Below are 14,579 nucleotides of genomic sequence, written 5' to 3' on the forward strand. Positions count from 1 at the left end.
CCACGTGCAGGCGCGCCACGAGCGCGAGGCTCGGCGGTGTGTGGGGCGCGGCTGCGTGCTTCATGCACACGACTTTAACACCTGTGCTTTGAGACCCCCAAAGCCTCTCTTTGAGAGGCAGGAGAGGTCTACTGCCCGTAAAACGCAGATAGCCCCGGTTTCCTGCGAATTCGGAAACCGGGGCTTGCGGGTGCGTGACGGACGTTACGAGGTCTGACCCTGCGCCCGTGCGGAGTCGTCGGCGGTGTCCTCCTGGCCGCGACTGGCGTCGAGGTTGGCCTTCATGCGGTCCACGCGGCTCACGACCTGGACCGAGGCCCGGTCCCGCTCCTTGCGCAGCGCGACGTAGCTGATGGGGGCCGAGATCAGCAGGGAGAGCAGGATGATCCACATGCCGTTGGAGTCACCGAGGCCGCGCGGGAACACGCCGACGTAGACGAGCCCCCAGACCGCGACGAGGCAGCCCACGAAGATCCCGAGGCGCATCAGCGTGTAGCGGAGCATCTCAATCCACTCTTCCGTTTCTGGCACAAAGAGGCACTGTCCAGTGAAACATGCCGGGTCGCCGATCTTTCACGGGGGTCGGTCCGCGACGGGAACGCGCTCAGGTCAGCGGCAGCAGCATGAAGACGTCGTCCCGGTCGTCGCCCGGCGCCACGCGGATCGCGCCGGGCACCCGGCCGACCTCCTTGTAGCCGCAGGACTCGTAGAACCGCTCCAGGCCGAGGCCGCCCCGGCAGGTGAGCCGGATCGCCTCGACGCCCGGGACGGTGCGGGCCGCGTCCGCGGCGGCGGCCATCAGGTCCCGGCCGTAGCCCCGGCCCTGGTGACGGGGGTGGACCATCACCGTGTAGAACCACAGCCAGTGGGTCATCAGCCGGTGCGTGTTGAGGGCGAGGAACGCGGTGGCGGCCACTCGCCCCGTCTCGTCGTGGCCGACGAGCAGGCGGGTACGGCCCTCGGCCATGCCCACCATGTGTCTGACCAGCTCGGGGCGGATGTCCTCCCGCGTCACCGGCGGCACGAAGCCCACGGAGCCGCCCGCGTTGGAGACGTCGGTCCACAGGTCGAGTACGCCGTCGCGGAGGTCGGGGGTGACGGGCGGATCGAAGGTGAAGGTAAGGGACACGCAGCAATAGTAACCATTACGCGAGTTCCTGTGCGGCCACCTTCAGATCCGAGACCAGGCCCCGGTACGCCCCGTCCCGGTCCTCGGCCCGCAGCACCGCCGACGGATGCACGGTCGGCACCAGCCGCTCCGGGCGCCCGTGGATCTCCTCCTCCAGCACCGTGCCGCGCACCTGCGTGACCCGGAAGGACGAGCCGAGCAGCGCCTTGCCGGCCGTGGCGCCGAGCACCACGATCAGTTCGGGTTCCACGCGGGCCAGCTCGGCGGCCAGCCAGGGGCCGCAGGCGGTCATCTCGCGCAGGGTGGGCGCCTTGTGGATGCGGCGCTTGCGGGGCTCTGCCCGCGTGAACTTGAAGTGCTTGACGGCGTTGGTGACGTAGGCGTCCGCCGGGTCGATGCCGGCGTCCGCCAGCGCCCGGTCGAGCAGGCCCCCGGCGGGGCCGACGAAGGGCTTGCCCTGCCGGTCCTCCTGGTCGCCGGGCTGCTCGCCGATCAACATCACGCGGGCGGTGGCCTTGCCGGCGCCGAAGACCGTCTGCGTGGCGTCCCGGTGCAGGGGGCAGCCTCTGCACTCGGCTGCGGCCTTGCGCAGGGCGGGGAGGCCGCCGCGGGTCGGCACGAACGGGGTCGCGGTGTAGGCGTCCTCTGGTGCAAGGGTGGCGGACATGGGAGTCGGGTACCCGCCGTTGTCCTGCGGACCCATGCCGAGTGCGGCTGAGTGGGGGTTGCTCGCGCAGTTCCCCGCGCCCCTTTCGGGGCGTCCAGCGCGCGTGCCTCAAGGGGCGCGGGGAACTGCGCGACCAGCCACAGATCACCCGCACCCGAGACACAACCGGAAATTCACACCCGCATCGGCTGCGGCGACTCCCGACGCCCCGCGTCGGGCCCCTCGAACTCCCGGATGATCTCGTACCGCGTATTGCGCTCGACCGGCCGGAACCCGGCGTCGCGGATCAGGTCGAGCAGGTCCTCGCGGGTCAGCTTGTTCGGCGTGCCGAAGTCGTCCGCGTCGTGCGTGATCTTGTACTCGACGACCGAGCCGTCCATGTCGTCCGCGCCGTGCTGGAGGGCCAGCTGGGCCGTCTGGACGCCGTGCATGACCCAGAAGACCTTGACGTGCGGGACGTTGTCGAAGAGCAGCCGGGAGACGGCGAAGGTCTTCAGGGCCTCCGCGCCGGTCGCCATCTGGGTGCGGGCCTGGAGCCGGTTGCGGACCTTGCCGTCCTGCATGTCCACGAAGTCGTGCTGGTAGCGCAGCGGGATGAAGACCTGGAAGCCGCCCGTCTCGTCCTGGAGCTCGCGCAGGCGCAGTACGTGGTCCACGCGGTGGCGCGGCTCCTCGATGTGGCCGTAGAGCATGGTGCACGGGGTCTTCAGACCCTTCTCGTGCGCCAGGCGGTGGATGCGCGACCAGTCCTCCCAGTGGGTGCGGTGGTCGACGATGTGCTGCCGCACCTCCCAGTCGAAGATCTCGGCGCCGCCGCCGGTCAGGGACTCCAGACCGGCGTCGATCAGCTCGTCGAGGATGTCGGAGGCGGACATCCCGGAGATGGTCTCGAAGTGGTGGATCTCGGTGGCCGTGAAGGCCTTGAGCGAGACGTCGGGCAGCGCGGCCTTCAGCTCCCGCAGCGAGCGCGGGTAGTAGCGCCACGGCAGGTTCGGGTGCAGGCCGTTGACGATGTGCAGCTCGGTGAGGTTCTCGCCCTCCATCGACTTGGCGAGCTTCACCGCCTCCTCGATGCGCATCGTGTACGCGTCCTTCTCCCCCGGCTTGCGCTGGAAGGAGCAGTACGCGCAGGAGGCGGTGCACACGTTGGTCATGTTGAGGTGGCGGTTGACGTTGAAGTGGACGACGTCGCCGTTCTTCCGCGTCCGCACCTCGTGCGCGAGGCCGCCGAGCCAGGCCAGGTCGTCCGACTCGTACAGCGCGATGCCGTCCTCGCGGGTCAGCCGCTCCCCGGAGCGGACCTTCTGCTCCAGCTCCCGCTTGAGCCCGGCGTCCATGCGATACCTCTTTCTGAGACTGACTCGTAAACCGTACGCCTCTGCTACTGGACCTCTTCCGGCAGCTCGCCCACCCGGTTCTCCCACTTGGTGGAGAGCACGATGGTCGTGCGGGTCCTGGACACGCCCTTCGTGCCCGACAGCCGGCGGATGATGCTCTCCAGGCCGTCCACGTCGGCCGCGCGCACCTTGAGCATGTAGGAGTCGTCGCCGGCGATGAACCAGCAGTCCTCGATCTCCCGCAGGTCCCGCAGGCGCTGCGCCACGTCCTCGTGGTCGGCGGCGTCGGAGAGCGAGACGCCGATCAGGGCGGTGACGCCGAGGCCGAGCGAGGCGGCGTCCACGGTGGCCCGGTAGCCGGTGATGACACCGGCCGCCTCCAGCCGGTTGATGCGGTCGGTGACGCTGGGTCCCGACAGTCCGACGAGGCGCCCCAGCTCGGCGTAGGAGGCCCGGCCGTTCTCCCTGAGAGCCTGGATGAGCTGCCTGTCCACCGCGTCCATGCGATCGAAGCCTTCCACTGAAGAGTTCTGAAGATGTGGGTAACAAACGTGTGGGGGGAGGTGGTGCTCAGGTGGTGGGGCGGGCCCCGCCGAGGTCGCCGCGCCAGCGGCGGTAGAGGTCGTGCTCGACACCCGCCGCGTCGAGGACGCGTCCGGCGACGAAGTCCACCAGGTCCTGGATGTGCGTCGCCCCCGCGTAGAAGGCCGGCGAGGCGGGCACCACGGTCGCGCCCGCGTCGTCCAGTGTCACCAGGTGCCGCAGCGTCCGGCCGTCCAGCGGGGTCTCCCGCACGGCCACGACCAGCTTGCGCCCCTCCTTCAGGGTCACGCTCGCCGACCGCTGCAGCAGGTCCTTCGACAGCCCGAGCGCGACGCCCGCGACCGAGGCCGTCGACGCGGGCACGATCAGCATGCCCTTGGCCGGATACGACCCCGAGGACGGCCCGGCCGCGAGGTCGCCCGCACTCCAGTGCCGTACCCGGTCGCCGGCCAGGTCGACGTCGAAGGTGCCGGGCTTGCCGTCGGCGCCCCGGGACAGCCAGGTGTGCAGGTCGGTCCGCCAGTGGGCGTCCCGGAAGGAGATGCCGGTCTCGTCGAGCAGGGTGAGCCGCGAGGCCCGGCTGACCACCAGGTCGACGCTCTCGCCCGCGGCGAGCAACGCCCGCAGTACCGCCGCCGCGTACGGCGTACCGGATGCCCCCGACACCCCCACGATCCAAGGCGCGCGCTGCGTCTGTCCTGGCTTCATGATGCCGAGCCTAGTCGCAGGCTCAGGGTTTTCAGACAGTGAGGCCCCGCACCAGCAGGTCCAGCAGCGCGCACACGAACAGGGCGATGCCGATGAAGCCGTTGACCGAGAAGAACGCCCTGTTCAGGCGGGTCAGGTCGGTCGGGCGCACGATGGTGTGCTCGTAGCCGAACGCGCCCGCGACGATCAGCAGGCCCAGCCAGAAGAGGACACCGGCGTCGGTGGCGACGGCGTACCAGACGAAAAGGGCCGTGGTGACGGTGTGGCAGGCGCGGGCGCCCCAGATCGCGGCCGGGACGCCGAAGCGGGCCGGGACCGACTTCACGCCGACCTGCCGGTCGGTCTCGACGTCTTGGCAGGCGTAGATCAGGTCGAAGCCGCCGATCCAGATGCCGACCGCGAGGCCGAGGATCACGGCCTCCCAGGACCACTCGCCGGTGATCGCCAGCCAGCCGCCGATCGGGCCCATCGCCTGGGCGAGGCCCAGGATGGCCTGCGGGAAGTTCGTGAACCGCTTGCCGTACGGGTAGACCACCATCGGGATCACCGCGATGGGGGCGAGGGCCAGGCAGAGTGGGTTGAGCAGGGCGGCGGCGCCGAGGAAGACGACGAGGGCGATCAGCGCGCCGGTCCAGGCGTGCTTGACCGACATGGCGCCGGTGACCAGTTCGCGGTGGGCGGTGCGCGGGTTGCGGGCGTCGATCTCCCGGTCGATGATCCGGTTGACCGCCATCGCGAAGGTGCGCAGGCCGACCATCGCGACGGTGACCAGGAGCAGCCGGCCCCAGTGGATGTTCTCGTCCCACATGTACATCGCGGTCAGGGCGGCGATGTAGGCGAAGGGCAGCGCGAAGACCGAGTGCTCGATCATCACCAGGCGCAGGAACGCCTTGGTGCGCCCCGGCTGCTGCGGCAGCGCGGCGGAAGCCGACGTCACAGTCCGTACTCCTTCCAGCGGCGGTCGACCTTCGCCGCCGTCTCCGGGTCGGACAGCACCATGTCCGGCCAGCCCCCGTCCCGCGTGTACCCCTCCTCGGGCAGCTTCTTCGTGGCGTCGATGCCCGCCTTGCCGCCCCAGAACTGCTGGTAGGAGGCGTGGTCGAGGTGGTCGACCGGGCCTTCGACGACGGTGAGGTCACGGCCGTAGTCGGTGTTGCCGAGCGCGCGCCAGGCGACTTCGTGCAGGTCGTGGACGTCGCAGTCGGAGTCGACGACCACGATCAGCTTGGTGAGGGACATCATGTGGGCGCCCCAGATGGCGTGCATGACCTTCTGGGCGTGCTTGGGGTACTTCTTGTCGATCGAGACGATCGCGCAGTTGTGGAAGCCGCCGGCCTCGGGGAGGTGGTAGTCCACGATGTCCGGGACGATGATCTTCAGCAGCGGCAGGAAGAAGCGCTCGGTGGCTTTCCCCAGCGGGCCGTCCTCCGTCGGCGGGCGGCCGACCACGATCGACTGGAGCAGCGGGCGCTTCCGCATCGTCACGCAGTCGATCTTCAGGGCGGGGAACGGCTCCTGCGGGGTGTAGAAGCCGGTGTGGTCGCCGAAGGGTCCCTCGGGGAGCATCTCGCCGGGCTCCAGCCAGCCCTCGATGACGACCTCCGCCTGCGCCGGGACCTGGAGCGGGACGGTCTTGCAGTCGACCATCTCGATCCGCTTGCCCTGGAGGAACCCGGCGAAGAGGTACTCGTCGATGTCGCCGGGGAGCGGCGCGGTGGAGGCGTACGTCACGGCGGGCGGGCAGCCGAAGGCGATGGCGACCGGCAGGCGCTCGCCGCGCCGGGCGGCCACCTGGTAGTGGTTCCGGCTGTCCTTGTGGATCTGCCAGTGCATGCCGATGGTGCGCTTGTCGTGGCGCTGGAGGCGGTAGAGGCCCAGGTTGCGGATGCCCGTCTCCGGGTCCTTGGTGTGGGTGAGGCCCAGGTTGAAGAAGGAGCCGCCGTCGTCCGGCCACGTGAAGAGGGCGGGGAGGCGGTCGAGGTCCACGTCGTCGCCGGTGAGGACGACCTCCTGCACGGGCGCGCTGCCCGGCTTCACCTTCTTCGGCGGTACGTGCGTCATCGCGCCGAGCTTCCCGAAGGCCTCGCGCACGCCGACGAAGCCCTGCGGCAGCTCGGGGCGGAGCAGGCCGCCGATCTTGTCCGAGATATCGGAGTACGACTTCAGGCCGAGGGCCTTGAGCAGGCGCCGGTCGGTGCCGAAGACGTTCATCGCGAGGGGCATGTCGGAGCCCTTCACGTTCTCGAAGAGGAGGGCGGGGCCGCCGGCCTTGTTCACCCGGTCGACGATCTCCCCGACCTCCAGGTGCGGGTCCACCTCGGCCTTGATGCGCTTGAGGTCGCCCTCGCGCTCCAGTGCCCTGAGCAGCGAGCGAAGATCGTCGTAAGCCATGCGGTCCAGTATCCCCGAGCGGCTACCCTGGCCCTGTACCTGGGGGCCGTGACGCGTCCCCAGCCCACCGCTTCCGCTGGAGAGGCCCATGCTCCGGGTGCTGATGTTCCTCGTGCCACTGGCACTGAGCGTCTACGCGTTCATCGACTGCATCAGTACGAAGGACGCCGACATCCGGCACATCCCCAAGCCGCTGTGGGCGATCCTCGTGCTGCTGTTCCCGCTGGTCGGCTCGATCTCCTGGCTCATCGCCGGCAAGAAGCGGCAGGCGGCCGGCGCCTCGCCCTGGCAGGGCGGCGGGCGGCGGCGGTTCGTCGCGCCGGACGACAATCCGGAGTTCTTGAAGTCCCTGGGCGACCAGCCCGGCGACGCGGACAAGGACCGGGGCGAGGACGGCCCGCGGGACACCGGCCGGAGCGGCCCCGAGGACGACGAGGACCGCAAGGGCGACAAGCGGGACGAGGCCTGAGCCTCCCCCGATCCGCTCCGCCGTCAGATCCTGGTCCAGCGCTGGGAGGCGGAGCCGGTGCAGGTCGTGGTCGTCAGGCCGATCATGGACGCCCTGCGGTTGAGGTCGAGGCAGCCACCCGTGGTGAGGTTCCTGAGCGAGCCGTTCGCCCCCTCTTTCCACTCTCCTCCCGCCTGACCGCAGGCGGCCCTGACCAGCCAGGCGTTCGCGCTCCTGGCGTGGACGCAGTCGGCTGTTCCCACGTTGAGGAGTCTGAAGGCGCCGTCCCCGGTGCTCTGGAAGCGGAAGACGGCGATGTCGCCAGAGCAGGCGCCGTCGTCGATGGGGGTGCCGTGGGTCGTCGTCCTCCAACGGCTCGGCACCACTGCCCGTGAGGCCTGATCCGGCTTCCCCACTCAACTCTGTCCCCGTTCACCTGCTGCCGCGTGCTCCCGCGTGGGCCCGGAACGGCCACTGACGGGAAGCTACATCTTTAGCACGGCGGCCCCAAGTGCGGTGCTGTATACGTCTGGTGAAGCCGCGTCACCCGCATCACGCGCATGACGGGAGTCAGCCGCCGGCCACCGGAGTGAAGAAGTTGACCAGGTTGCCGTCCGGGTCGCGGAACAGGAACGCCCGGTTGCCCCAGGGCATCGTCGTGGGCTCCTTGACGACGTCGTCCACGAAGCCGACCAGGTTCCGGTGCACGCCGTCCACGTCGTCGACGCGGAACTCGATGATGACGCTGCGGTTGTCGGCCGGATGGGCGGAGCCGGGGGCGAAGAGCGGCACCGTCCGGGTGCTGCCGATCGCGAGCGTGCCGGAGCCGGTGCGGAGTTCGGCGAAGTCCTCGGTGGCCCAGTTCGCGCGGACGCCGGTGGCGCGCTCGTAGAAGTCGACGAGGCGGGCGACGTCGCCCGTGATGATGCGGATCGAGACGAGGTTCACGGGTTCGCTCCTGGTCGGCGGGGCCGGCTGACGTGACCGCACGCTAGGCGCGGTGTAGGTCAGCACATGTCCGCTTTCCGGCGGAGCGGCGGCGGCTCACAGCCAGGTCGTGGCGAGCGGGACGGTGCCGACCGCGGCGGGGAGCCACCGGCTCCCGCCGGGTCACTCGCCTTCGAAGACCGCCTCGGCGGTGGGCGCGGTGACGGCTCGGGCGAGCCAGTGGCGGAGGATCTCGGGGTCACCGCACGCCGTGACGCGTCCGCGCACGTCGTCGGAGACGGCGAGGCCGCGCTGCTCCAGGACGATCAGGAGAGCCTCGGCGCCGGCTTGAGCACGGCCCTCGTCCCGGATCTCTTCGGAGATGTACGACTTGTAGAAGGAGAGGTCCACGGCCACCAGGTTCCTCCAGAGGCGACTGGCCGGGCGGTTACCCAGGCCCTGTGCGGTGAATTCGATGATGGGGTCCGCGACATCTTCCGGCGCGTCCCGCAAAGCGGTGGACAGGGTCTTCAGTATCTCATTGATGGCCGGTTCGGCAGCGTGTGTGATGGCCGCCAGGCTGGCGAGCACCAGGTCGGCGCGGGCCTCCTCAAGGTCGGTGATCACCGGCATGTTGTGCGGACCGGCGACCACGGGCCGCAGGGTGAGAGTGGGTAGTTGGGGCGGACCACTGCTCACGGCCTGCTGGGCCCATTTGGCCGTGGCATAGTCCTGGCAGACGACCAGCAGCGCGGCAGGCAGGCGGTACTTGGTCCACAGATACGAGACGTAGTACGCCCAGCTCGCGGGCTTGTCCAGGTCCTTCTTGCCCTGGGCCTCGACGGCCAGGAGGAAGGGGCCCTCTTCTGCGGTCTCGAAGCGCAGGAGTGTGTCGACTCGGCGTTCGACGGGGCTTGCCTCGGTGAGGTCGGTGGGCAGGGCCGTCGCTCCGATGGGTCTGGGGATGTCGACACCGAGGAAGCGGGAGACGCGGCTGAAGAGCCCGGGGTCGTGCTGGAAGATGCGGTGCATCGCCTCGTGGGAGGGGCTGACCATGGGGATCCTTGCTTGTTCAGCCGTCGCAGTTGCCCAGGGGGAAGCGGGCTGCGAGGGCCAAGTGGTTGCCGGTCATATGCCAGCGGTTGATGCGCCGAGCGTAAGGGAGTTGGGGGCCCGGAAAGCCAGCCCGACCGGTGATGTTCACCCAGGCGAGTGAATCGGCGCCGCACGAGGCGCGCTGCGTGTCGGGGGACGAGACCGACTGCGGTGCCTCCTCCGGGCCTTGTCCGGGTCCGGAGGAGGTGGAGGAGTGGCAGCGCGGGCATACACAGGAGACCCGGCACCGGACTACGCCGTGCTGGAGCCGGTCATGGGCGGGCCGGGGTCCCCTGGAGCCACAGGTCGCACTCGTGGTCCTGGGGGAAGGTCGTCGACCGTGTGATGGCCTCCGGGGCGAGCACCTGCACCTTCGGGTACTGGTTCCAGCGCGGGGCGTCGGCCGCGTACGGGATGCCGGTGTGCGCGAAGTTGGTCCAGTAGCCCATCATCTTCGCCGCGAGGGCGTTCTGGGCGGGGGTGCCCGCGACGCCGCCGAAGACGTACCGGATCTCGGAGCCGTGCGGGGCGCCGAGGGGGAAGCTGATCGGCAGGTTCAGGTAGTCCATGGCCTGGCGGTCGGCGAACTCGTACTGGTAGGAGCGGGTGTGGCCGGCCATCAGCTCCGCGGTGCGGGACTGGAGGCAGGCGAACCGGGAGTCGGTGAGGATCGCGCCGAGGGCCTCGGCCGGGGATCCGTGGTCCGACAGGGGGTAGCGGGCGAGGATCGCGTCGGACCGGTCGCCGTAGAGGGCGCGGACGGCCACCGGATATCCGGCGGCGGTGAGTCGGCGGCCGGCCAAGTCGTACGTGGTCGCCACGGTGAGGCGGCCCTCGTCGGCGGTGGTGCCCTGGAGGACGGGGACGCGGTGGAAGCGTCCCTTCTCCAGCGCGTCCGGGATCTGGAGCGGCAGTACGCGGCCGTCGACGTTGGGGACCCAGCGGGCGCCGGGGTTCAGTGCGGCGGTGAGCAGTTCACCGGCCGGTTCGGCGCGCAGGCAGGCCACGTCCGCGCAGCCCAGCGAGTCGGCCCAGGAGGCGCCGGTGCGCTGCTGCGACTCCTGGGTGGGCAAGGGGAAGCCGCAGCCCGACTGGGCGATGGCACGGTCGTACAGGCCGAGCGTGCGAGGGGACACGAGGTGCTGGCAGACGCTGCCGCCGCCCGCCGACTCGCCGAAGATCGTCACGTTGCCGGGGTCGCCGCCGAACGCGGCGATGTTCTGCCGCACCCAGTGCAGTGCCGCCTGCTGGTCGAGCAGGCCGTAGTTGCCGGAGACGCCTTCCGGTGACTCGCCCGCCAGGTCCGGGTGGGCGAGGTAACCGAAGGCACCGAGGCGGTAGTTGAGGGTGACGACGACCACGTCGCCGCGGGCGGCCAGTTCACCGCCGTCGTAGAAGGTCCCGGAGCCGATGGTGAAGCCGCCGCCGTGGATCCAGACCATCACGGGCTTCTCGCGCGGGGAGCGCTCGGCGGGGGTGTGGACGTTGAGGTAGAGGCAGTCCTCACTTGGGGTGCCGGGCCCGGCCAGATCGCCCCAGGGGGTGGACGAGTCCGCCTGCATGCAGGGGTCGCCGGGGGCCGTGGCGTCGCGGACGCCCGCCCAGCGCGCGGGCGGGGCGGGCGGCTTCCACCGCCTGTCCCCGACCGGTGGCGCGGCGTAGGGGATGCCGAGGTAGGCGTTCGCGGACTCGCCCGTCTCGCCCCGCACCTGCCCGTACCGGGTGGTGACGGTCGTACCGTCCGCCGCCGCGGCGGCGGGTGCGGCGACCGGACCGGCCGCCGACAGCAGGAACGCGCCGGCCAGCGCCCCGCGCAGGCGGCGCCTCCACGACGACGGTCCTCGGGTCGTCCTTCCTGCCTTGCGTCTCGTGAGCGGAGCGGACATCGGCACCTCCGGGTACGGGTCGGGTGGCACGGTCACCGCAGTGTCGGCGTCCCGGCGCCTTCTCCGCATCGCGTGAATCACCAGTCACGCCCACGGCCCCATACCCTCGACGCGATGACGAACGACCGCCGTCTGCGCACCGTCGACCTCGCCCGCCTCGCCGGTCTCTCGACCCAGCAGATCCGCAACTACGAGGACGCCGGCGTGCTCCCCCCGGCCGGGCGGACCGAGGCCGGTTACCGGGTCTTCGGCGAGGCGCACCGGCTCGCGCTGCTGACGTACAGAGGTCTGCGGAAGGGGTACGGGCCGGTGACCGCGACGCGGGTCATGCGGGCCGTGCACGAGGGAGACGTCCCCGGCGCACTCGCCCTCGTGGACGCCGCGCACGCCGCCCTGCACGAGGAGCGGGTCTCGCTGCGGGCCGCGAGTGAGGCGCTGGAGGCGCTGGCCGATGAGGAACCCGGGGTACCGTCCCGTTCCGGTGACGGCCTGCGCATCGGTGAAGTGGCCGCGCTGATCGGCGTACGGGCGTCCGCGCTGCGGGTGTGGGAGGCGGCTGGGCTGCTCGCGCCCGGGCGGGAGCGGGGCACGAAGTACCGCGTGTACGGGCCCGCCGACGTGCGCGACGCGCGGGTCGTGCGCGCCCTGCGCCGCAGCCACTACCTGTTCGACCAGATCAGGCCGGTCCTGGAGGGGCTGCGGCGGGAGGGGAGCAGTGCGGCCCTGCGGGCGGCGATCGCCGCCCGGGAGCAGGCGCTCACGGCTCGCACGCGGGCCACCCTCGACGGCGCGGGCCGACTGCACGCGTATCTCGGCGACTTGCACCAGTGACACCCTGCGTGGTTAATGGGTCGCTCACTGACGGCTCATCAGTCAACGGAGGGTCAGCAAGACGATGGAGAGCGCCCCGCCACCGGGTCCGAGCACACAGCCCCCGCAGCAGGTGTTCCAGCCGCCCGGCCAGCGAACCCAGCCACCGGGTCAGTACGACATCCCGCCACCGCCAGCCGTGCCACCGCAGGCCGTGCGGGGCATCGACCTGCGGGTCAGCAAGCGCCTGCTGTGGGTCGGCGCGGCGGCGTACCCCCTGCAGAACATCACCCGGGTCTACACCTTCACCATGACGCCCCGGCGCAAGGAAGCCACGCTGCTGTTCCTCAAGCGCACGGCGCTGATCCTGTCGGTGGCCTTCGGACTGACCATCGTCGCCGGGCTGACGGCGCTCGCGGACAGCTCGACGGCCGGCGGCATCCTCACCTTCGTCTGGCTGGGGGCCATCGCGGCGCTGGTGTTCAGCATCGTGGAGCTGTTCTCCGTACTGACGGCACCGGCCCAGTACGTCCTGGCGGTGGAGACGTCCGGGCCGTCCCTCGCGATGGTGACCAGTGCCGACCCGCACCACCTCGACCGGCTCGTCGCGCCCATCGTGCGGGCCATCGAGAACCCCGAGGCGGAGTTCCACGTCAGCGTCGAGCAACTCCTGGTCAATCCCAGGAACTACTACTTCGGCGACAACGTCAACATGTACGGCGGATCCGGAAACGTGGGGGTGGGGCACAAATGAGCGGCGACATCTACTACTTCGGCGACAGCGTCTCGATGCACGGCGGTCTCGGCAACACCGGCATCGTCAAGAACCAGGCGGCGCCCGCCGCGTCCGAGGCGTCCCCCGCCCTGGAGGCGGCGATCCAGCAACTCGTCGAGCTGGTGCGCGAGCTGCGCAACGAGGTTCCACCGGCCAGCGCGCAGTCCATCGACGACTGCCTGCCGGACATCACCACGGCTCCCGGCACCCAGCCGCAGCAGCGGCACCGCGCCCTGATGGCGGTGGCGGGCATCGCCGCCACGGTGGGAGCGGTCGGCCAGCCCGTCGTCGAGGCCGTGAACAGCGTCCTCGGGCTGCTCGGCGGCTGACGACGCGGCCCCCGTACCGCCGTTCGAGGGGCCATCCGTTCCGTTGAACCGTGCCGACACACCATGTGCGCGGTCGCGGGCTCGGCATTCCCTTGGTCGGGTCTGTACATCTGCGAACGGAGACCCCTCGTGCGACTGACCGACATCCACCGCTGCGAGATCCGGCCCGGGCGCCTCGTCGAGTGGACGCTCAGTCCGGCGACCGTCGAGGTCGCGGCAGCGCTGCCCGAGGACGCGCGGCCACCGGCGTACATCCAGGAGTCGCACATCCGGACGGCCCGGTCGGTCCGCGACGACGGCCTGTTCGTGCCGACCTGGCTAGGCGCGGCCTTCGACATCCCGGGACCGGTCGACCTGGACGCGCTCCAGGAGGCGCTGCGCGCCTGGACCCTGCGGCACGAGACGCTGCGCAGCGGCTTCCGCTGGAGCGGCGGGACCGAGGACGCGATGCGCCGGTTCACGCTGGCGGCGGAGGCCGTGTCCCTGCACCGCGAGGACGTCGGCGACTTCCCGGACGCGACCGAACTGGCCCGCCACCTCCGGGACCGCTTCGACGGCGTCGCGGACGCGCTGCGCTGGCCCAACCTCATCTACACGGCCGTCGTCCGCGACGACGGCGTCAGCGTGTACATGGCCTTCGACCACAGCAACGTCGACGCCTACTCCATCTACCGCATCCCCGCCGAGATCCACGAGTTGTACACGGCGGGCGTCGAGGGCCGGACCGTGCCGCAGCCGCGGGTCGGCAGCTACGTCGACTTCTGCGAGGCCGAGCGGGCGGACGCGGACCGGATCGACGGCGGCCACGACGTCGTGTCCCGCTGGCGGGAGTTCATCCGGCGGTGCGACGGACGGCTGCCGTCCTTCCCCGTCGACCTGGGCGTGGAGCCCGGCGGGACGCTGCCCGAGCAGAAGCTGATGCGCGAGCCGCTGGTGGACGCGGCCGACGCCGCCGCGTTCGAGGCGTACTGCCGTCCCTACGGCGGCAGTCTGGTCGGTGTCCTGGCCGCCACCGCGCTGGTGGTCCACGAGATCGGCGGGGAGCCCGTCTACCGCACCGTCGTGCCGTTCCACACCAGGTCGCGGTCCCAGTGGTCGGAGTCGGTGGGCTGGTACGTGGGCGGCGCGCCGATCGAGGTCCCCGCGTCGCGGGCCCAGGACTTCCCGAGCGCCCTGCGCACCGTCCGCGCCGAACTACAGGCCAACCGACGGCTGTCCCGCATGCCGATCGACCGGGTGCTGCGCCTGCTCGGCACGGACTTCCACCCCACCTCCCCCGACCTGTACTCGATCGTGTCCTACGTCGACGCCCGCGACGTCCCGGGCGCCGGGCGCTGGCCGGACCTGTCGGCGTACGCCCTGCTGCGGGTGTCGTACGGCGACCAGGTGTGCGCGTGGATCACCCGGCTCCCGGAGGGCCTGTGGTTCGCCGCCCGCTACCCGGACACCGACGTCGCGCACAAGAACCTGAGCCTCTACGTGGAGCGGCTGCGGGACGTCGTGACGAACGTCGCCCGTCCCAGGCCCTAGGGAT

The 14,579-nt window shown here is 70.7% G+C and carries 17 protein-coding genes; 5 read left to right on the forward strand and 12 right to left on the reverse strand.

The genetic code is table 11. The annotated features are described in order from the left end of the window. Positions 1–204: 204 nt before the first annotated feature. The 8 genes from RI578_RS17040 to RI578_RS17075 form a co-directional block, all read right to left on the reverse strand. A complete protein-coding gene (locus RI578_RS17040; protein WP_310871873.1) occupies positions 205–504 on the reverse strand; it encodes a DUF4229 domain-containing protein in 300 nt (99 codons plus the stop codon). A 100-nt stretch (positions 505–604) separates the two neighbouring features. Then, positions 605–1,129, reverse strand: coding sequence for a GNAT family N-acetyltransferase (locus tag RI578_RS17045; protein ID WP_310871874.1), 525 nt, complete (start codon positions 1,127–1,129; stop codon positions 605–607). Positions 1,130–1,145: 16 nt separating this feature from the next. Next, positions 1,146–1,796 carry a UdgX family uracil-DNA binding protein gene (locus RI578_RS17050; RefSeq protein ID WP_310871875.1) on the reverse strand — a complete coding sequence of 217 codons (651 nt, stop codon included), beginning with the start codon at positions 1,794–1,796 and terminating at the stop codon, positions 1,146–1,148. A 173-nt stretch (positions 1,797–1,969) separates the two neighbouring features. Beyond that, entirely contained in the window at positions 1,970–3,133 is a 1,164-nt protein-coding gene (gene mqnE, locus RI578_RS17055) for an aminofutalosine synthase MqnE (protein WP_210958070.1), read from the reverse strand. A 44-nt stretch (positions 3,134–3,177) separates the two neighbouring features. After that, positions 3,178–3,636, reverse strand: a complete 459-nt coding sequence (locus RI578_RS17060) for an Lrp/AsnC family transcriptional regulator (RefSeq protein ID WP_121748517.1) — start codon at positions 3,634–3,636, stop codon at positions 3,178–3,180. Between the two features lie 67 nt (positions 3,637–3,703). Beyond that, positions 3,704–4,384 (reverse strand): UbiX family flavin prenyltransferase, encoded by a 681-nt coding sequence (locus RI578_RS17065; RefSeq protein WP_310871876.1) that lies wholly within the window; start codon positions 4,382–4,384, stop codon positions 3,704–3,706. A gap of 31 nt (positions 4,385–4,415) precedes the next feature. After that, complete coding sequence (gene mqnP, locus RI578_RS17070; protein ID WP_310871877.1) at positions 4,416–5,321, reverse strand: menaquinone biosynthesis prenyltransferase MqnP; 906 nt, start codon at positions 5,319–5,321, stop codon at positions 4,416–4,418. Beyond that, positions 5,318–6,775 carry a menaquinone biosynthesis decarboxylase gene (locus tag RI578_RS17075; RefSeq protein ID WP_310871878.1) on the reverse strand — a complete coding sequence of 486 codons (1,458 nt, stop codon included), beginning with the start codon at positions 6,773–6,775 and terminating at the stop codon, positions 5,318–5,320. Before RI578_RS17075 ends, mqnP begins: the two co-directional genes overlap by 4 nt. Positions 6,776–6,863: 88 nt before the next feature. Between RI578_RS17075 and RI578_RS17080 the strand changes: the two genes are divergently transcribed. After that, positions 6,864–7,244 carry a PLD nuclease N-terminal domain-containing protein gene (locus RI578_RS17080; RefSeq protein WP_310871879.1) on the forward strand — a complete coding sequence of 127 codons (381 nt, stop codon included), beginning with the start codon at positions 6,864–6,866 and terminating at the stop codon, positions 7,242–7,244. Positions 7,245–7,267: 23 nt separating this feature from the next. Here RI578_RS17080 and RI578_RS17085 read toward each other — a convergent pair whose 3' ends face one another. The 4 genes from RI578_RS17085 to RI578_RS17100 all read right to left on the reverse strand — a co-directional run bounded on the left by RI578_RS17085 (position 7,268) and on the right by RI578_RS17100 (position 11,131). Further along, positions 7,268–7,606 carry an RICIN domain-containing protein gene (locus RI578_RS17085; protein WP_310871880.1) on the reverse strand — a complete coding sequence of 113 codons (339 nt, stop codon included), beginning with the start codon at positions 7,604–7,606 and terminating at the stop codon, positions 7,268–7,270. A 187-nt stretch (positions 7,607–7,793) separates the two neighbouring features. Next, positions 7,794–8,171 (reverse strand): VOC family protein, encoded by a 378-nt coding sequence (locus RI578_RS17090; RefSeq protein WP_310871881.1) that lies wholly within the window; start codon positions 8,169–8,171, stop codon positions 7,794–7,796. Positions 8,172–8,333: 162 nt separating this feature from the next. Then, entirely contained in the window at positions 8,334–9,206 is an 873-nt protein-coding gene (locus tag RI578_RS17095; protein ID WP_310871882.1) for a hypothetical protein, read from the reverse strand. A 311-nt stretch (positions 9,207–9,517) separates the two neighbouring features. Then, positions 9,518–11,131: a carboxylesterase/lipase family protein gene (locus RI578_RS17100; RefSeq protein WP_310871883.1), complete on the reverse strand. Its 1,614-nt coding sequence runs from the start codon at positions 11,129–11,131 to the stop codon at positions 9,518–9,520. A 114-nt stretch (positions 11,132–11,245) separates the two neighbouring features. On the opposite strand from RI578_RS17100, the gene RI578_RS17105 reads away from it, so the two are divergent. The 4 genes from RI578_RS17105 to RI578_RS17120 all read left to right on the forward strand — a co-directional run bounded on the left by RI578_RS17105 (position 11,246) and on the right by RI578_RS17120 (position 14,575). Further along, positions 11,246–11,962 (forward strand): MerR family transcriptional regulator, encoded by a 717-nt coding sequence (locus RI578_RS17105; RefSeq protein WP_310871884.1) that lies wholly within the window; start codon positions 11,246–11,248, stop codon positions 11,960–11,962. A gap of 64 nt (positions 11,963–12,026) precedes the next feature. Continuing rightward, the gene (locus tag RI578_RS17110; RefSeq protein ID WP_310871885.1) at positions 12,027–12,695 is read left to right on the forward strand and encodes a DUF6232 family protein; all 669 of its coding nucleotides are present in this window, start codon (positions 12,027–12,029) and stop codon (positions 12,693–12,695) included. Next, positions 12,692–13,045, forward strand: a complete 354-nt coding sequence (locus tag RI578_RS17115; protein WP_310871886.1) for a hypothetical protein — start codon at positions 12,692–12,694, stop codon at positions 13,043–13,045. Before RI578_RS17110 ends, RI578_RS17115 begins: the two co-directional genes overlap by 4 nt. A gap of 129 nt (positions 13,046–13,174) precedes the next feature. After that, positions 13,175–14,575, forward strand: coding sequence for a condensation domain-containing protein (locus RI578_RS17120; RefSeq protein WP_310871887.1), 1,401 nt, complete (start codon positions 13,175–13,177; stop codon positions 14,573–14,575). Positions 14,576–14,579 lie beyond the last annotated feature (4 nt).

The sequence above is a fragment of the Streptomyces sp. BB1-1-1 genome (genome assembly GCF_031597775.1).
GTDB lineage: Bacteria > Actinomycetota > Actinomycetes > Streptomycetales > Streptomycetaceae > Streptomyces > Streptomyces thinghirensis.